Raw genomic sequence first — 16,985 nt, forward strand, 5'->3', positions numbered from 1 at the left:
GACGGGTCAGCTCTTCTTGGGCTTCCTGACCGGGTCGGCCGGGTGCGGGGCCACCTTGCGGTCGCCCTTGGTGGCGATCCGCTCCTCGCACAGGCCGGCCAGCACGTCGTACGCCGCCTTGCCCATCAGCTCGGTGAGCTCGGGGCGGTAGCTGACGTACACCGGGTCCGGGCCGCCGTGCGCCTCCGGGCTGCCGGTGCACCACCAGTGCAGGTCGTGCCCGCCCGGGCCCCAGCCGCGGCGGTCGTACTCGCCGATGCTGACCTGGAGGTAGCGGGTGTCGTCCGGCCGGTCGATCCAGTCGTAGGTGCGGCGGATCGGCAGCTGCCAGCAGACGTCCGGCTTCGTCTCCAGCGGCTCCCGGCCCTCCTTGAGTGCCAGCGCGTGCAGCGCGCAGCCGGCGCCGCCGGCGAAGCCGGGGCTGTTCACGAAGATGCAGGCGCCGTTGACCCGGCGGGTCTGGCGGTCGCCGTCCTCGTCGAGCATGGTGATGCCGTCGTCGGCCTTGATCCGGCCCTTGGCGTCGGTGCCGTGCGCGAAGTTCTCCCAGATGTCCGGCGTCAGCCGGGCCGCGTGCCCGGCGACCCGCTTCTCGTCGTCCTCGTCCGAGTAGTGCGCGCCCAGCGTGCAGCAGCCGTCCGAGGCGCCGCGGCCCTCGCGGATGCCGTGGCAGCCCCGGCCGAAGATGCACGACCAGCGCGAGGTCAGCCAGGTGAGGTCGCAGCGGAACACCTGCTCCTCGTCGTCGGGGTCGGCGAACTCGACCCAGGCGCGCGGGAAGTCGAGCGGGACCTCGGCGCGCAGGGCCGGCATGGCCAGGTCGACCGGGGCCGGACCCGCGGGGGCCTGCGCCTTGGACTTCTTCTTGGACGTTTCTGCTGCTGCCACCCGGCAAGGGTAGAGCCTTCGGGGGAACCGACGACGGCGTTGCGCAGTCAGATCAGTTTGATGATTCCGCGCCGACCCATAGTGGATCCCCGAGCGCCCGCGCCCCGCGGCGCCCGACCACAGAGCTGGAGCCCCGAGCCGTGACCGCCTCGCCCCGCGCCGCCCGGACCGCCGTCCTCGCCGCCCTCGCGGTCCTGGCCGCCGGCTGCGCCGCCGAGCCCGGGCTCCGGGCCCGCGCCGACGCCGCGCCGCCGGTGTGCGGGGCGCCGGTGGTGATCGGCCACCGGGGCGCGCCGCAGAGCGCCCCCGAGAACACCATGGCCTCCTTCGACACCGCGCTCCAGGAGGGCGCGGACTGGCTGGAGACCGACGTCCAGACCACCCGGGACGGCGTCCCGGTGCTGATGCACGACGCCACGGTGGACCGCACCACCGACGGCAAGGGCGCGGTCGGCGACCTGACCGCAGCTCAGGTCGCCGCCCTCCGGGTGACCGTCGGCCCCGGCCCCGCCGAGCCCGTGCCCACCCTGGACCAGCTGCTCAAGCGGCTCGCCGGCAGCAACGCCACCCTGCTGATGGAGATCAAGTGGCAGCGCCGGCCCGAGGACGTCACCCGGATCGCGAAGCTCGCGGCCGGCAGCGGCGCCCACGTCGTCCTCTACTCGTTCTCCGCCGACCACCTGCGCCTGGCCCACGCCGCCGCGCCAGCCCTGCCCGTCGTCCTCATCCAGGGCGCCGCGCTCGCCGACAACCCCGGCGACCTGCCGCTGCGCGGCATCGCCCTGGACGCCACCCTGGCCAGCGCCTCCCGGATCGCCGCCGAGCGCAAGGCAGGGCGCGAGGTGTACGTGTGGACCCTCGACGACGAGGAGTCCTGGCAGCTGATGACGGCCCGCGACGCCGACGGCCTGATCACGGACACCCCTGGCCGGGCCCGCCGCTGGCTGGACGCCAACTGCCCCACCGACCGCACGGCAGGCCCGCGCGGGCACTGACGGAGCATGTTGTGGGACGGGAGCCGGGACCAGCACGAGTACCGTCGCAACCGATCACCCGGGAGACCGGATCGCGTAGCGTGGAGAGTTATGCGACTCGGTGTGCTCGACGTAGGTTCCAACACCGTCCACTTCCTCGTGGTGGACGCCCATCCCGGTGCCGCCCCGCTGCCCGCTTACTCGCACAAGGCCGAGCTGCGCCTCGCCGAGCTGCTGGACGAGGAGGGGGCGATAAGCGAGGCCGGGATCGAGCGGCTGGTCGGCCACGTCGCCTCCTCGCTGCGGGTCGCCGAGGACAAGGGCGTCGCCGACATCCTGCCGTTCGCCACCTCCGCCGTCCGGGAAGCCGCCAACGGCGAGGAGGTGCTGCGCCGGGTCGCCGCCGAGACCGGCGTCGAGCTTCGGGTGCTGTCCGGGCAGGACGAGGCCCGGCTCACCTTCCTCGCGGTGCGCCGCTGGTTCGGCTGGTCCTCCGGCCGGCTGCTCAACCTGGACATCGGCGGCGGCTCGCTGGAGATCGCCTGCGGCCGGGACGAGCAGCCCGACGTCGCCTGCTCACTGCCGCTCGGCGCGGGCCGGCTGACCGCCCGCTGGCTGCCCGGCGACGTCGCCGACCCGGACGGGCTGCGCGAGCTCAGACGCCACATCCGGGCCGAGATGGGCACCGTGGTCGGCGAGATCGCCCGGCTCGGCGCCCCGCAGCACGCCGTCGCCACCTCCAAGACCTTCAAGCAGCTGGCCCGGATGACCGGCGCCGCCCCGGCCGACGCCGGTCCGTACGCCGACCGCCGGCTCACCCGCAGCGGCCTGTCCGCGTGGCTGCCGCGGCTGTCCGCGATGACGGTCGCCGAGCGGGCCCAGATCCCCGGCGTCTCCGAGGGCCGGGCCAAGCAGATGCTGGCCGGCGCCCTGGTCGCCGACGCCGCGATGGACCTCTTCGGGCTGGAGGAGCTGGACGTCTGCCCGTGGGCCCTGCGCGAGGGCATCATCCTGCGCCGCCTGGACGCCATGGACAGCCCTGCCGACCGCCGCCGCCCCGCGCTGACCTCCTGAGAGCCCCGTCTCGTTCGCCGAGGGGTAGGGCCCGTCTCCGAACTCCCGGCGTCGCCACGCAGGCGGGAGTTCGGAGACGGGCCCTAAGGTCTCCGTTCGGCGCGCGGTCCGCTTACGCTGTCTCCCGTGGTGCAACCAGCGGGCGACGACGGGACGCGGGACGGCCGCGCCCCCGAGGACGGGCAGCCGCGGCCGGACGGACCGCGCCGCAAGCTCGGGAAGGCGGTCAAGGGCGCCACCGCGGCGCAGGCCGCCAAGGCCGTCAAGGCGACCCAGCGCACCGCGAAGAAGGCCGCCGCGAAGAAGGGCACCGCGAAGAACGGCACCGCGAAGAACGGCACCGCGAAGAAAGCCGCGGGCACGACTGCCAAGAAGGCCACCCCGAAGGCCACCCCCAAAGCCCCCGCCGCGGCCCCCCGGGAGACCCGCACCGCCCGGGCCGCCGGAGCCGCCAAGGCCGCCGTCCAGTCGGTGAAGTCCGTCAAGGCCGCCAAGCGCGAGGCCGCCCGGGCGCCGCTGCTGCGCACCACCGACCGGCTGGTGCTGCCCCCGCACCCGGCCCTGCACATCCCCGACACCAAGGTCGCCCTCTCCACCGCCTCGGTCTACCCGGCGAGCACCGCCGTCGCCTTCGAACTGGCCGCCAAGCTCGGCTACGACGGGGTCGAGGTGATGGTCTGGAACGACCCGGTCAGCCAGGACATCGACGCGCTGCGCCGCCTCTCCGACCACCATCGGCTGCCGATCCTGGCGGTGCACGCGCCCTGCCTGCTGATCACCCAGCGGGTCTGGACCACCGACCCGTGGACCAAGCTGGTCCGGGCCCGGGCGGCGGCCGAGAAGCTCGGCGCGAGTGCCGTCGTCGTCCACCCGCCGTTCCGCTGGCAGCGCCAGTACGCCCGCGAGTTCGTCGAGGGCATCAACCGGATGGCGGGCGAGACCGACGTCCGGTTCGCGGTCGAGAACATGTACCCGTGGCGCTACCGGGACCGCGAGATGCTCGCCTACGCCCCCGGCTGGGACGTCACGGAGGAGGAGTACCGGCACTTCACCATCGACCTCTCGCACGCCGCGACCTCCCGGATCGACGCGCTGGAGATGGTCGAGCGGATGGGCGACCGGCTCGCCCACATCCACCTCGCCGACGGCAGCGGCTCCGGCAAGGACGAGCACCTGATCCCCGGCCGCGGCAAGCAGCCGTGCGCCGAGCTGCTTGAGCACCTGGCCCGCACCGGCTTCGACGGCCACGTGGTGCTGGAGGTCAACACGCGCCGCTCCGCGTCCCCCGCCGAACGCGAGGCCGACCTCGTCGAGGCGCTCGCCTTCACCCGCTTGCACCTGGCCACCCCCTCGCGCGTACGCTGAGTCCTTGCGCCCGCGCGGGAACGAAGTGCCGTACGGAGGGGGAGACATGACGGAGGACCAGGACTTCCGGGAGATCGCCGAGTGCTTCGGCGGGGTCGCCGCCGAGTACGACCGGGGCCGCCCCGGCTACCCGGACGAACTGTTCGACACGCTGGAGCGGCTGTCCGGCCGGAGCCTCAAGAACGCCCGGGTGCTGGACGTCGGCGCCGGCACCGGCATCGCCACCCGGCTGCTCGCCGCCCGCGGCGCCGACGTCGTCGCGGTCGAGCCCAACGCGGGCATGGCCGCCCAGTTCCTGGCCTCCTCGCCCGGCCTGCCGCTGGTGAAGGCGACCGGCGACGACCTCCCCTTCCATGACAACTCCGCCGACCTGATCACCTACGCCCAGGCCTTCCACTGGACCCACCCCGAGCTGGCCATTCCCGAGGCGATCCGGGTGCTCCGGCCCGGCGGCGCGCTCGCCACCTGGTGGAACGTGCACGACGAGACCGTGCCGTGGGTCCGCGCCCGGGCCGAGCGGATGGCCGCCGCGCTGCCCGGCCGGTACCACGGCTACGGCCGGATCAGCGAGTTCACCGGCCATTTCGCCCCGGCCGGGTTGGCGGTCGAGCGCACAGTGCTGCGCTGGGAGCGGCGGATCACCGTCGACCACGTGCTCACCGACCTCACCTCCCGCTCGTACATGGCGTCCCTCGCCCCAGCGGAGCGCGAGCCGGTGCTGGCCGCCGAGCGGGCGGCGATGACCGCGGAGTTCCCGGGCGGCTGGGTGGACGAGCCCTACGTCCTGGAACTGGTGGTCGCGATCACGCCCGCCTGAGGCCCGGACGGCTGTCTGAGAGCCCGACACCCGACGCCCCGAAGACGCCTGCACCCGCCTGACCGCATCGCGGACGGACCGTCCGCGGCCCGGACGGCGGGCGTAGGCTCGGTAGCCACAGCGGCCCCCGCACCCTCGAACCCGCGGGCCGCGCGCCAGCCCCGAAGGAGTGGAGCACAGTGCCCGAGCTGAGGTCCCGTACGGTCACCCACGGTCGCAACATGGCAGGCGCCCGGGCGCTTCTCCGGGCCGCCGGCGTAGCCCGCGAGGACTTCGGCAAGCCGATCATCGCGGTCGCCAACTCCTTCACCGAGTTCGTCCCCGGCCACACCCACCTGCAGCCGGTGGGCCGGATCGTCTCCGAGGCGATCAAGCAGGCCGGCGGCATCCCGCGCGAGTTCAACACCATCGCCGTCGACGACGGGATCGCGATGGGCCACAGCGGCATGCTCTACTCGCTGCCCTCGCGTGACCTGATCGCCGACTCGGTCGAGTACATGGTCAACGCGCACTGCGCCGACGCACTGATCTGCATCTCCAACTGCGACAAGATCACCCCGGGCATGCTGATGGCCGCGCTGCGCCTCAACATCCCGACCGTCTTCGTCTCCGGTGGCCCGATGGAGGCCGGCAAGGCCACCCTGGTCGACGGCACCGTGCGCAAGCTCGACCTGGTCGACGCGATCTCCCAGGCGGTCAACGAGAACGTCTCCGACGAGGACATCGCGATCATCGAGGAGAACGCCTGCCCCACCTGCGGCTCGTGCTCCGGCATGTTCACCGCCAACTCGATGAACTGCCTCACCGAGGCGATCGGCCTCTCGCTGCCCGGCAACGGCTCGGTCCTCGCGACCCACACCGCCCGCCGCGCCCTCTACGAGAAGGCCGGGCACACCGTCGTCGAGGTCGCGAACCGCCACTACGGCCGGGACGACGCCTCCGTGCTGCCCCGCGCGATCGCCACCCGCGCCGCGTTCGAGAACGCCATGGCCCTGGACATCGCCATGGGCGGCTCGACCAACACCATCCTGCACCTGCTCGCCGCCGCCCAGGAGGCCGAGCTGGACTTCGACCTGCGGGCCATCGACGCCATCTCCCGCAAGGTGCCCTGCCTCTCCAAGGTCGCGCCCAACGGCTCGTACTACATGGAGGACGTGCACCGGGCCGGCGGCATCCCCGCCATCCTCGGCGAGCTGTACCGGGCCGGACTGCTCAACGAGGACGTCCACACCGTGCACGCCGACTCGCTCGCCGAGTGGCTCAAGACCTGGGACGTGCGCGGCGGTTCGCCCTCCGCCGAGGCCGTCGAGCTGTGGCACGCCGCCCCCGGCTGCGTCCGCTCCGCCGAGGCCTTCTCGCAGTCCGAGCGCTGGGAGTCGCTGGACACCGACGCCGCCAAGGGCTGCATCCGCAGCGTCGAGCACGCCTACTCCGTCGAGGGCGGCCTCGCCGTGCTGTACGGCAACCTCGCCGAGGACGGCTGCATCGTGAAGACCGCCGGCGTCGACGAGTCGATCTGGACCTTCAGCGGCCCGGCCGTCGTCGTCGAGTCCCAGGAGGACGCCGTCGAGGCGATCCTGGCGAAGCGGGTCAAGGAGGGCGACGTCGTCGTCATCCGCTACGAGGGCCCCAAGGGCGGTCCCGGCATGCAGGAGATGCTCTACCCGACCTCGTTCCTCAAGGGCCGCGGCCTCGGCAAGGCCTGCGCCCTGGTCACCGACGGCCGCTTCTCGGGCGGCACCTCGGGCCTGTCCATCGGCCACGCCTCCCCGGAGGCCGCCTCGGGCGGCACCATCGCCCTGGTCGAGGACGGCGACACCATCGCCATCGACATCCCCGGCCGGAAGATCTCCCTGGAGGTCCCCGCCGAGGTGCTGGACGAGCGCCGTCGGGCGCTGGAGGCCGCGGGCGGCTACCGCCCGAAGAACCGCGACCGCCAGGTCAGCCAGGCCCTGCGCGCCTACGCCGCGATGGCCACCTCCGCCGACAAGGGCGCCGTCCGCGACGTCACCAAGCTCGGCTGAGCCCCGCACCACCCGGAGGAGCCGCCCGCAGGCCGGGCCGGCTCCTCCGCCGTTGTGCGGGGTCGGGTGATAATCGGTCCCGTGAGCGAGCAGCCCCCCACCCCCGCCCCCAAGCCCGCCGGCGCCCCCGAGCCGGAGCCGATCCGCTGGTTCGGCACCAGCTGGGTGCACCGCGACAACGGCTACTGGCTGCGCCGGGTCGCCGTACCGGTCGGGGCCCTGGCCACGGCCGCTGCGGCCGCGTTCGTCCTGCGCCTGGGCGTCGAGGGCATCGCGCTCTCCGCCGAGGGCGGGTTCCTCAACGGGCTGCTGGTCGCCGCCATCGCGATCTGCTCACTGATGGCCGCGCTGCGCACCTGGAAGCTGCTCGCCGAGGGCAAGGACCGGCTGGACGGCTGGATGGCCGAGGACAGGTCGCTCGGCGCGGTCTGGATCATCGGCGGGGTCGGCACCCTGCTCGCATACTTCGTCCGCAGCCTCACCGAGGCCCCGGGCGAGGCGGTCCAGCGGGCGGCGTACGAGCAGGCCGTCGCGCAGTACGAGAGGCGCCAGGCCGGCCGCGGCGGCCGACCTGGCGCGAAGCGCAAGCGCTGACGGGTCAGTTGCGGCTCACCGTGCCGCACTCGTCGCTCTGCTGGATGTCCTTGCTGCGGTCGTACGGGTCGACCGCGGGGCCGGTCGGGCGGGTGCCCGGGGCGTCCGGCTCGTTCGCCGCGAACTGGTCGAACTGTGGGTGGTAGTAGCCGTCGTAGACGCCACAGGCCGAGTTGGCGGGGTCCGACGCGGACTTGTCGAACACGAGCTTCTTCGGGTTGACCTGGTAGCGGGCCGGGTCGTAGAAGCGGAAGGTGTCCACCCGGCGCACGATGGTGCGGGTGGTCCAGGTGTCCCCGGACACGTTGTCGGCCGGCTGCACCCAGCCGACCGGCTGCGCGGTGCCGCCACCCGGCGCCGCCGGGGCCGACGGGCGGGGCGTGGCGGGCTTCGGTGTGCCGGAGGAGCGCTTTCCGGCCTCCGGGCCGGGGCGCAGCGCGTAAACGTAGCTGAAGTCGGTGTGGACCAGGACTCCCTTGTCCCCGTCGCCTTCGAAGGTGATCCGGCCCTGCACCTTGACCATGTCGCCCACCTGGATCGCGTCGCGCTGGTCGAAGCGGCTGAACCAGGTGGTCGGGTCGTTGTCCTTCGACGGGTTCGCGATGGCGGCGGTCGCGCGATCCCGCTCGTCCCGGTCCAGCATCGCGAGCGCGGCGTCCGGCCGGCCGCCCGCGATCACCTTGGGGTCGAGGTTGGCGGCGGCCAGGTAGTCCTTGACCAACTGCAGCTGGGCGGCCACCTGTTCGGCGGAGAAGACACCGGTCGCCTGAGCCTCGGGGAGCACGAATGCCTCCGCGCCATTCGGCCAGCCCTCGGCGGGGGAGCCGGCCCACGGGTGGTCGATGGTCGGCTGCTGCTCGGCGGCCGTGGAGGGCGCGGCGGTCGGCCGGGCGGTCTCCGGGGCGACGGTGGGCGCGGGGGTGTAGGCCTTCGAGGAGCCGTTGCCGGAGTACCAGTTGCGCAGGGCGCCGATGTTCAGCGCCGCGAGCAGCACCGCGATGGTCAGCACGATGTAGAGCGGCGTGCGCCACTCCAGCTTGCGCTTGCGCGGGCGCGGGTTGCCCCAGGGGTCGACCACCGCGAGCTTCGGCTTGCGGCCGAACCGGCGCTTGGGCGCGGCCGGGGCGTCGTTGACCGAGCGGCGGCCGCCCGGGTCGACCGGCGGGGTGTGCTGCCACCGGGCGGCCAGCATCCTGGTGCGGCCGGACTGCTCCTTGACGGCGGCACCCTTGACGAACTCCTCGTCCAGGACGAGGTCTGCGAACGGGTCCTTCCCGCCCGCTCCGGACGGGTCGGACCCGCCCGGCTCGCGGCCCTCCGAGGGGCGCGGTTCTGGATCTTCGGCAATCGGCATCGCGCCAGTATGCCGACGGGGTGTGACGATTCATCGATCGGGGGCACACCCTGTGGTGAACTCGTGGACGGTGTACGGATTTTCACCCCATTTGCCCAGGTCGCGCCCCCGAGCTCAGCCCTTGACGTGGGGTTCAGCCCTTGCTGCGGGCCTGCTTCACCGACCCCACCACCCCGGCGATGGCCAGGAGGATGCCGGCCGGGATGAGCGACTCGAAGAACGCGCCGAACAGACCCACGTCACCGAGCACCATCTGCGCCAGCATGTTCAGCACCAGCAGCCCGCCGGCCGCCGGGAGCGCCGACTGCCACGGGTGCTCGTTCGCCCAGCGCCGCAGCCGCCGGTCGCCGGTGTCGCGGCGCAACTGCCCGCCCACCGTGCCGACCAGGAAGAAGAAGAACAGGCCCCAGCCGGCCGGTCCGGCCAGCATGCTCAGCGACCAGTTCCCGGTGATCGCGTCGATCCCCAGGGCCGTCGCCCCCACCACCGCACCGACTCCCGCGGCCGTCCGCCACGGGCCCATCGTCGCCGAGGCGACGGCGAGTTGCCGGTTCTCACGTCGGGACATTTCGTCGTGTGCCATAGCTCCACGGTCCTCCCGCAACCGGCCGGAAGCCATAGGGGAGAACCCCGAGTTTCTCCCTAGATCCCCGGGTGGATCCCCGGTGGATCCCCGGTGGATCCCCGACAGGGGGACCACGGGCTGGACGGTCCCGCCGGGCGCCCCCGCGCGGTGCGAGGATGGCCGCAGTACCGAGGTTAGGAGCGGCCATGGGCGCCAGCGCAGCACACGGACAGAAGATCGCCTTCCTGGGCACCGGCAAGATCGGCGAGGCCCTGCTCTCCGGCCTGCTGCGGGCCGGCAAGGACCCGGCGGACGTCCTGGTGACCGCCCGCCGTCCCGAGCGGGCCGCCGAACTGACCGCCCGCTACGGCGTCGTGGCCGTCTCCAACACCGAGGCCGCCAAGCTCGCCGACACCCTGATCCTCGCCGTGAAGCCGCAGGACATGGGCACCCTGCTGGACGAGCTGGCGCCGCACGTCGGTGCGGACCGGCTGGTGATCTCGGCCGCGGCCGGCATCCCCACCGCGTGGTTCGAGGAGCGGCTGGCGGCCGGCACCCCGGTGGTGCGGGTGATGCCCAACACGCCCGTTCTGGTGGACGAGGGGATGAGCGTCATCTCGGGCGGCTCGCACGCCACCGAGGAGCACCTGGTGCGGGCCGAGGAGATCTTCAGCTCGGTCGGCAAGGCGCTGCGGCTGCCCGAGGCCCAGCAGGACGCGGCCACCGCGCTCTCCGGCTCGGGCCCGGCCTACTTCTACTTCCTGGTCGAGGCGATGACGGACGCCGGCATCCTGCTCGGCCTGCCCCGGCAGGTGGCGCACGACCTGATCGTCCAGTCGGCGATCGGCGCCTCGGTGATGCTGCGCGACTCCGGCGAGCACCCGGTGAAGCTGCGCGAGGCCGTCACCTCCCCGGCGGGCACCACCATCGCGGCCATCCGCGAGCTGGAGAACCACGGGGTGCGGGCCGCGCTGCTGGGCGCCCTGGAGGCGGCCCGGGACCGCTCGCGGGAGCTGGCCTCCGGCGGGAAGTAGCCGCCCCGTTAGGCTCGGCGGCTTTCGACGCCGCAATCTTCGCTGGACCGGACTGATCGCCGACCTCGCCGAGGTGCCCGCGCTGCTCTGACACCTCCGGTGCGGGAGGGGAAGTCCTTGCGCGACCCCTCCCGCAATCGCGGCGCACCGCCTACGCTCTCGCCAACATCGTCCTACCGGCCGGTAGCGCGGTGCGTATGGAGGTCGTCCGTATGGAGGTCCGTATGAGCGCCGCGACGCCCGTGATCCCGCCCGGCCTGCGCACGGGCCGAGCCGCGCTCGCCGTCAGCTTCCTGCTCCAGGGCACCACCTTCGCGCTGCTGGTCACCTGCATCCCCGAGATCCAGCACCGGTACGGGCTGAGCGACGGGCTGCTGCCGGTCTTCCTGGCCGCCGTGCCGATCCTGGCCGGCGTCGGCTCGATCACCTCCGAGCAGTTGGTGAAGCGGACCGGCGCGCGGGCCGTCCTCCGGGTCGTCCAGCCGGCCGTCTGCCTCAGCCTCGCGGGCGCCGGGCTCGGCGACACCCTCTGGCAACTCGCCCTCGCCCTGGGCGCGTTCGGGCTGCTGGTGGGTGCGCTGGACGCCAGTATGAACATGCTCGGGGTGGGCCTCCAGCACCGCTACGGCCGCTCGATCATGATCGGCTTCCACGCCGCGTTCAGCCTCGGCGGCATCCTCGGCGCGGCCGTTGCGGGCCTCGGCTCGCACTATGACCTGGGCCTGCCGGTGCTGTTCGGCACCGCCGCCGCGGTGATCGCCCCGCTCGCCCTGCTGACCGGCACCCGCTTCGCCGGGCCGGCCGAACTCGGCGACGCCGTACGGGAGGCGGCCGAGGCCGCCGCCCGGTCGATCCCGTGGCGGCCGCTGCTGCCGCTCTGCCTGGCGATGGCCTTCGCGTACATCGCGGACGCCTCGGTCTCCAACTACAGCGTCAAGTACCTGACGGACGGCCTGGGCAGCCCCGAGGACGTCGCCAAGCTCTCCTACCTCGGCTACATGGTGGCGATGCTGCTCGGGCGCGCCCTCGGCGACCGCGCGGTGCAGCGCTGGGGCGCCGTCCCGGTGGTCCGCGGCGGCGCCGGGCTGGCCGCGCTCGGCTTCGCGGTGGCCGCCGCCGCGCCCGCCGCCTGGGCGGGCATCGCCGGGTTCACCCTGCTCGGCTTCGGCATCTGCGCCATCATCCCGCAGGTGTTCGCGGCCGGCGGGCGGCTCTTCCCGGCCGACTCGGACGCCGCCGTGGCCCGGCTCAACCTCTTCAACTACGTGGGCTTCCTGGTCGGTTCGCCGCTGGTCGGCGCGATCGCGGACGGCAGCTCGTACCGCTGGGCGCTGCTCGCCCCGATGCTGCTGGTGCTCGCCGTCCTGCCGTTGGCCGACCGCTTCGCCCCGGCGCCGGCCCTCACACCCGCCGAGGCCTGAGCGCCGGCCGGGGCGTAGGGCCTGCTGAGGCCTAAGCGTTCTCGCCGGCCCGGCCGCGCCGCCGCACCCGCCCGGGCCGGAGCGCGTGCCGAGGCCTGAGGCGCGCCCCGGCCCGGGAGCGGCCCGGGCACCGTCACCCGCTACGGTGGAGGCCATGCCCGAAGCCGAGCGCGACCTCCCCTGTGGCCTGCACCTTTACTGGGACGAGGCCGTCACCGCCTACGACTTCGGCCCCGGCCACCCGATGGACCCGACCCGGCTGGCCCTCACCATGCGCCTGGTCGAAGCGCTCGGACTGGACACCGGGCCCGGCGTGACCGTCAAGGCCGCGCCGCCCGCCGGCGATTCCACCCTGCACCTCGTGCACACCCGCGAGTACGTCGAGGCGGTCAAGCGCGCCGCCGCCCACCCCGACCGGCACGACCCCCGGCACGGGCTCGGCACTGAGGACAACTGGGCCTTCCCGGCCGTCCATTCGTCCTCCGCGCTGATCGCGGGACAGTCCGTGGCCGCCGCCGAGGCCGTCTGGCGCGGCGAGACCCCGCACGCGGTCAACTTCGCCGGCGGGCTGCACCACGCGATGCCCGGCAAGGCCTCCGGCTTCTGCATCTACAACGACCCCGCGCTCGCCATCGCCCGCCTGCTCGAACTCGGCGCCGAGCGGGTCGCCTACGTCGACGTCGACGTCCACCACGGCGACGGCGTCCAGCAGGCCTTCTGGAACGACCCCCGGGTCCTCACCATCTCTCTCCACGAGCACCCGGCGACGCTCTTCCCGCAGACCGGCTGGTCCACCGAGACCGGCGGCCCGGACGCCCCCGGCTCCGCCGCCAACCTGCCGCTCCCGGCCGGCACCGGCGACGCGGGCTGGCTGCGCGCCTTCCACGCGCTGGTGCCCGAGCTCCTCGCCGCCTTCCGCCCGCAGGTCCTGGTCACCCAGCACGGCGCGGACACCCACCTGGAGGACCCGCTCGCTCACCTCGCCGTCACCGTGGACGCCCAGCGGCTGATCGCCGAGGAACTGCACGATCTGGCCCACCGGCACGCGGGCGGGCGCTGGGTCGCCACCGGCGGGGGCGGCTACGCCGTCGTGGACGTCGTCCCGCGCACCTGGACCCACCTGGTCGCCACCGCCGCCGGACGGCCCGTCGACCCGGCCACCGAGACCCCCGAGTCCTGGCGCGCCGAGGTCTTCCGCCGCACCCGCCGCCCCGCCCCGCTGCGGATGACCGACGGCGCGCGCCCGGTGTGGCGCGACTTCGAGGCGGGTTACGATCCGGCGGACCGGCTGGATCAGGCCATCCTCGCCGCCCGCCGCGCGGTCTTCCCGCACCACGGCCTGCTGGCCTGAAACCGGCCCCTTGGGCGCCGCCCGACAGGGCCGTGCGCACGCCTCTTACTGCGAACCGTCGACTGACTACGTACTGCAACGGTCCTATCTCTCACCGTACGAGGACTGCGCTTCCCCCTCTTCCCACTGGTACCACCCATAACTACTCTGGGGATACACGTGTGCCGGTGGAGTCACCGGAGGGGAAGCCGGTGCCTTGCACACGGGTTAAGGGTCGGGTGATGGTCATGAGTTCCGGCGAACGCCCCCTGCAGGAAGTCGTCTTCCTGACCGTGGCGGAGGTTGCCGCGGTCATGCGGGTGTCCAAGATGACGGTGTACCGCCTGGTGCACAGCGGAGAGCTGCCGGCCATCAGGGTCGGACGGTCCTTCCGGGTGCCGCAGCAGGCGGTGCACGAGTACCTCAAGGAGTCCTACGTGCGGCTTGAGAGCGCGTAGGGCCGGGCCGGCGGGGCGGGGTCCGCAGCCGTGGACCCCGCACCCGTTTGCCGCAGATTTCCCGTGAGTTTCCTGGTCCTGGGGACCAGGATTACGGCCCAGGCCCCGTGGACGGTAGGCTAGGCCCTCACGTCAGTCGTATGGGCTCCGTCTCTCACGGGCGAGAGTCTCAGTGAGCGAGGGTTGTTCCGTGGGCTCTGTCATCAAGAAGCGTCGCAAGCGTATGGCCAAGAAGAAGCACCGCAAGCTTCTGAAGAGGACCCGCGTTCAGCGTCGCAACAAGAAGTAAGCGCCCCCGGCCGCGCCCAGCGCGCCCGGCGCTTCCATCGCCCGCCCAGGCCCTTCGTGGCCCGGGCGGGCGGTGTCGTTTCACGGCCCGGCGGGGCGGCGCGGTACGGTGCAGGCGGGATTGGCCGGCCAGGGAAACGCTGCGGAATGGGGTGCACTTTTGGGCGTCGTGCTCGTCACCGGTGTGGCACGCCATCTCGGTGCTCGCTTCGTCGCCGAGATCCGCCGCCGGCCCGGCGTGGACCTGGTCGTGGGCGTGGACGTGCAGCCGCCCCGGCTCCCGGCCTTGGAGCTGTCCGGCCCGGCCGCCCCGTACCGCTTCCACCAGCTCGACCTGCGCCGCCCGGCCGTCTCCCGGGTGATCGCCGAGCACCGGGTGGACACCGTCGTGCACCTCAGCGTCAGTGCGACCGGGCTGGGCTCCACCAACCGCTCCGCGGTGAAGGAGTCGAACGTCATCGGCACCATGCAGCTGCTCGGTGCCTGCCAGAAGGCGCCCTCGGTGCGGCGGCTGGTGGTGAAGTCGACCACCGGCGTCTACGGCTCGGCGCCGCGCGACCCGGCCGTTTTCACCGAGCGGATCCAGCCGAAGAACCCGCCCGGCGGCGGCTTCGCCAAGGACGCGGCGGAGGTCGAGGGCTACGTCCGCGGCTTCGCCCGGCGCCGCCCGGACGTCGCGGTGACGGTGCTGCGCTTCGCCAACATCGTCGGCCCCGGCGCGGACACCCCGCTCAGCGAGTACTTCGCGCTGCCGGTGCTGCCGACCGTTCTCGGGTACGACCCGCGGCTCCAGTTCGTGCACGAGGACGACGCCGTCGCCGTGCTCTGCCGGGCCGCCGGCGAGGCCGAGCCCGGCACCGTCAACACCGGGACCTTCAACGTGGCCGGGGAGGGCGTCCTGCTGCTCTCCCAGTGCGCCCGCCGGCTCGGCCGGCCCACCCTGCCGCTGCTGCTGCCCGCGGTCAGCTGGATGGCCGGGCTGGCCCGGCAGACCCGCCTGGTGGACGTCTCGCCCGAGCAGCTGCGGCTGCTCACCCACGGGCGGGTCGTGGACACCACCCGGCTGCGGGAGACCTTCGGCTACCGGCCGGCGTTCACCACCCCGGAGGCCTTCGCCGACTTCGCCGCCGCCCAGGGCCCCGGCCTCCTGCCGCCCGAGCGGCTCGCCGCCGTCACCGACCGGCTGACCGGCCTGCTCGGCCCGGAGCGAGCCCCGACCACGCAGAACCGTACCGCCCGCCCCAGCCGACCCAGGAGCTGAACCCGCGATGAGTGCCGCAGCCGAGAACGCGCCGGGCGAGGCCAAGGTCATCCCGATCGAGTCCGCCCCCAGCTGGACCTCGCCCGACCGCCCCGCGCTGGCCGACCGGCTCGCCGACGCCGTCGGCGGGGCGCTGTCCGGACAGCTCGGTCCGGCCGCGACCCGGCTGTTCGGCAAGGGCTGGGAGGGCCGGGCCGCCGACGGGCTGGCCTTCCTGCGCCGCCGGATGACCGGCGACTACGAGGTGGACGAGTTCGGCTTCGACCGGGAGCTCACCGAGGACGTGCTGCTCTCGCTGCTGCGCCCGCTGGCCGAGAAGTACTTCCGCATCGAGGTGCGCGGCATCGAGAACATCCCGGCCGAGGGCGGCGCGCTGATCGTCGCCAACCACTCCGGGACGATCCCGCTGGACGCCCTGATGACGCAGGTGGCGATCCACGACCATCACCCGCAGCACCGGCACCTGCGGATGCTCGCCGCGGACCTGGTGTTCGTCCTGCCGGGCATCAACGAGCTGGCCCGCAAGGCCGGGCACACGCTGGCCTGCAACGAGGACGCCCAGGCGCTGCTGGAGCGCGGCGAGGTGGTCGGGGTCTGGCCGGAGGGCTTCAAGGGCATCGGCAAGCCGTTCGCCGAGCGGTACAAGCTCCAGCGGTTCGGGCGGGGCGGGTTCGTCTCCTCGGCACTGCGGGCGGGGGTGCCGATCGTGCCGTGCTCGATCGTCGGGGCCGAGGAGACCTATCCGATGATCGGCAACTTCCGGACGCTGGCCCGGCTGCTGGGCCTGCCGTACGTGCCGATCACGCCGACCTTCCCATGGCTGGGCCCGCTGGGCGCGGTGCCGCTGCCGACCAAGTGGACGATCCAGTTCGGCGAGCCGATCGCCACTGACGGGTATCCGGCGGAGGCGGCGGACGATCCGATGCTGGTCTTCGACCTGGCGGACGAGGTGCGGGAGACCATCCAGCACACGCTCTACAAGCTGCTGGTGCAACGGCGTTCGGTGTTCTTCTGAGTGCTTCCGGGTTCTCTTCCGAGTTCCTTCTGAAACGTACGGCCGAGGGCCCGGCGGAATCCCGCCGGGCCCTCGACCACTGTGCCCTCAACCGCTGTGCCGTCAGCCTTCGTGCCGTCAGCCGCCGAGGATCCGCAGCCCGGGTAGCAGGCCCGGGACCAGCGGGGGCAGGTCGACGCCCTGCTGCTGGCCGCCGGACGCCGTGCTGGGCGAGGCGGACGGCTGCGGTGCCTGGCCGGGCGTCGGGTCGGCGCTCGGCGAGGGCTGCTTGGCGCCGGCGAGCCCGTTGGTGAGGTTGCCCACCAGTCCGTTGACCGCGTCGGGAGCGCTGCTGGGCAGGGTGCCCGGCAGTCCGCCGCCCTTGGCGCCGGTGCCGCCGGGCGCGCTCGCCCCGGAGCCGGCCGGTGCGCGCTCGACGTCCGGGCCGTCCGCCTGCCGGTGGTCCAGGTAGACGTGCTGCTCGGGGCACATCACCACGTCGTGCCCGGCCCGCGCGGCGGCGATCCCGCCGCCGTAGCCGCGC

Annotated in this window: 17 protein-coding genes; 13 read left to right on the forward strand and 4 right to left on the reverse strand. The window is 73.4% G+C overall.

Going from position 1 to position 16,985, the window contains the following annotated elements:
- Positions 1–6 precede the first annotated feature (6 nt).
- On the reverse strand, positions 7–888 hold the full coding sequence (locus KV557_RS08430; RefSeq protein ID WP_218199121.1) for a hypothetical protein: 882 nt from the start codon (positions 886–888) through the stop codon (positions 7–9).
- Positions 889–1,028: 140 nt separating this feature from the next.
- On the opposite strand from KV557_RS08430, the gene KV557_RS08435 reads away from it, so the two are divergent.
- The 6 genes from KV557_RS08435 (at position 1,029) to KV557_RS08460 (ending at position 7,736) form a co-directional block, all read left to right on the forward strand.
- A complete protein-coding gene (locus KV557_RS08435; protein ID WP_218199122.1) occupies positions 1,029–1,883 on the forward strand; it encodes a glycerophosphodiester phosphodiesterase in 855 nt (284 codons plus the stop codon).
- Positions 1,884–1,973: 90 nt separating this feature from the next.
- Positions 1,974–2,936: a Ppx/GppA phosphatase family protein gene (locus tag KV557_RS08440; RefSeq protein ID WP_218199123.1), complete on the forward strand. Its 963-nt coding sequence runs from the start codon at positions 1,974–1,976 to the stop codon at positions 2,934–2,936.
- 561 nt (positions 2,937–3,497) lie between these two features.
- Positions 3,498–4,301, forward strand: coding sequence for a sugar phosphate isomerase/epimerase family protein (locus tag KV557_RS08445; RefSeq protein ID WP_218199159.1), 804 nt, complete (start codon positions 3,498–3,500; stop codon positions 4,299–4,301).
- 46 nt (positions 4,302–4,347) lie between these two features.
- Entirely contained in the window at positions 4,348–5,118 is a 771-nt protein-coding gene (locus KV557_RS08450; protein ID WP_218199124.1) for a class I SAM-dependent methyltransferase, read from the forward strand.
- Between the two features lie 179 nt (positions 5,119–5,297).
- Positions 5,298–7,142 (forward strand): dihydroxy-acid dehydratase, encoded by a 1,845-nt coding sequence (gene ilvD, locus KV557_RS08455; RefSeq protein ID WP_218199125.1) that lies wholly within the window; start codon positions 5,298–5,300, stop codon positions 7,140–7,142.
- 81 nt (positions 7,143–7,223) lie between these two features.
- Complete coding sequence (locus tag KV557_RS08460; RefSeq protein ID WP_218199126.1) at positions 7,224–7,736, forward strand: hypothetical protein; 513 nt, start codon at positions 7,224–7,226, stop codon at positions 7,734–7,736.
- Positions 7,737–7,740: 4 nt separating this feature from the next.
- Here KV557_RS08460 and KV557_RS08465 read toward each other — a convergent pair whose 3' ends face one another.
- On the reverse strand, positions 7,741–9,090 hold the full coding sequence (locus KV557_RS08465) for an SCO2583/SCO2584 N-terminal domain-containing protein (protein WP_218199127.1): 1,350 nt from the start codon (positions 9,088–9,090) through the stop codon (positions 7,741–7,743).
- Positions 9,091–9,223: 133 nt separating this feature from the next.
- Complete coding sequence (locus KV557_RS08470) at positions 9,224–9,673, reverse strand: hypothetical protein (protein WP_218199128.1); 450 nt, start codon at positions 9,671–9,673, stop codon at positions 9,224–9,226.
- Positions 9,674–9,861: 188 nt separating this feature from the next.
- Here KV557_RS08470 and proC point away from each other — a divergent pair, with 188 nt between their 5' ends.
- From proC to KV557_RS08505, 7 genes are all read left to right on the forward strand, one after another.
- Positions 9,862–10,689, forward strand: coding sequence for a pyrroline-5-carboxylate reductase (proC, locus tag KV557_RS08475; protein ID WP_218199129.1), 828 nt, complete (start codon positions 9,862–9,864; stop codon positions 10,687–10,689).
- Positions 10,690–10,913: 224 nt separating this feature from the next.
- Positions 10,914–12,110 carry an MFS transporter gene (locus KV557_RS08480; protein WP_218199130.1) on the forward strand — a complete coding sequence of 399 codons (1,197 nt, stop codon included), beginning with the start codon at positions 10,914–10,916 and terminating at the stop codon, positions 12,108–12,110.
- Positions 12,111–12,264: 154 nt separating this feature from the next.
- Positions 12,265–13,461 (forward strand): acetoin utilization protein AcuC, encoded by a 1,197-nt coding sequence (locus KV557_RS08485; RefSeq protein ID WP_218199131.1) that lies wholly within the window; start codon positions 12,265–12,267, stop codon positions 13,459–13,461.
- A gap of 227 nt (positions 13,462–13,688) precedes the next feature.
- Positions 13,689–13,898, forward strand: a complete 210-nt coding sequence (locus KV557_RS08490) for a helix-turn-helix domain-containing protein (protein WP_148644250.1) — start codon at positions 13,689–13,691, stop codon at positions 13,896–13,898.
- 190 nt (positions 13,899–14,088) lie between these two features.
- On the forward strand, positions 14,089–14,187 hold the full coding sequence (locus KV557_RS08495; RefSeq protein WP_003948845.1) for a 30S ribosomal protein bS22: 99 nt from the start codon (positions 14,089–14,091) through the stop codon (positions 14,185–14,187).
- Between the two features lie 168 nt (positions 14,188–14,355).
- Positions 14,356–15,447, forward strand: a complete 1,092-nt coding sequence (locus KV557_RS08500; RefSeq protein ID WP_374106604.1) for an NAD-dependent epimerase/dehydratase family protein — start codon at positions 14,356–14,358, stop codon at positions 15,445–15,447.
- 7 nt (positions 15,448–15,454) lie between these two features.
- Positions 15,455–16,462, forward strand: coding sequence for a lysophospholipid acyltransferase family protein (locus KV557_RS08505; protein ID WP_218199133.1), 1,008 nt, complete (start codon positions 15,455–15,457; stop codon positions 16,460–16,462).
- A 117-nt stretch (positions 16,463–16,579) separates the two neighbouring features.
- Here the strand turns inward: KV557_RS08505 and KV557_RS08510 are convergent.
- Positions 16,580–16,985 (reverse strand): hypothetical protein (locus tag KV557_RS08510; RefSeq protein WP_218199160.1); only part of this gene is annotated, 406 nt, incomplete at its 5' end.

This window comes from Kitasatospora aureofaciens (genome assembly GCF_019192735.1).
In the GTDB taxonomy this organism is placed as follows: Bacteria; Actinomycetota; Actinomycetes; order Streptomycetales; family Streptomycetaceae; genus Kitasatospora; species Kitasatospora aureofaciens_A.

What these genes read in the sequence shown, in the direction of transcription:
- KV557_RS08440 (WP_218199123.1), top strand. Translation starts at nt 1,974, where the DNA reads ATGCGACTCGGTGTGCTCGACGTAGGTTCCAACACCGTCCACTTCCTC.
- KV557_RS08450 (WP_218199124.1), top strand. Translation starts at nt 4,348, where the DNA reads ATGACGGAGGACCAGGACTTCCGGGAGATCGCCGAGTGCTTCGGCGGG.
- KV557_RS08465 (WP_218199127.1), bottom strand. Translation starts at nt 9,090, where the DNA reads ATGCCGATTGCCGAAGATCCAGAACCGCGCCCCTCGGAGGGCCGCGAG.
- KV557_RS08470 (WP_218199128.1), bottom strand. Translation starts at nt 9,673, where the DNA reads ATGGCACACGACGAAATGTCCCGACGTGAGAACCGGCAACTCGCCGTC.
- proC (WP_218199129.1), top strand. Translation starts at nt 9,862, where the DNA reads ATGGGCGCCAGCGCAGCACACGGACAGAAGATCGCCTTCCTGGGCACC.
- KV557_RS08480 (WP_218199130.1), top strand. Translation starts at nt 10,914, where the DNA reads ATGAGCGCCGCGACGCCCGTGATCCCGCCCGGCCTGCGCACGGGCCGA.
- KV557_RS08485 (WP_218199131.1), top strand. Translation starts at nt 12,265, where the DNA reads ATGCCCGAAGCCGAGCGCGACCTCCCCTGTGGCCTGCACCTTTACTGG.
- KV557_RS08490 (WP_148644250.1), top strand. Translation starts at nt 13,689, where the DNA reads ATGAGTTCCGGCGAACGCCCCCTGCAGGAAGTCGTCTTCCTGACCGTG.
- KV557_RS08505 (WP_218199133.1), top strand. Translation starts at nt 15,455, where the DNA reads ATGAGTGCCGCAGCCGAGAACGCGCCGGGCGAGGCCAAGGTCATCCCG.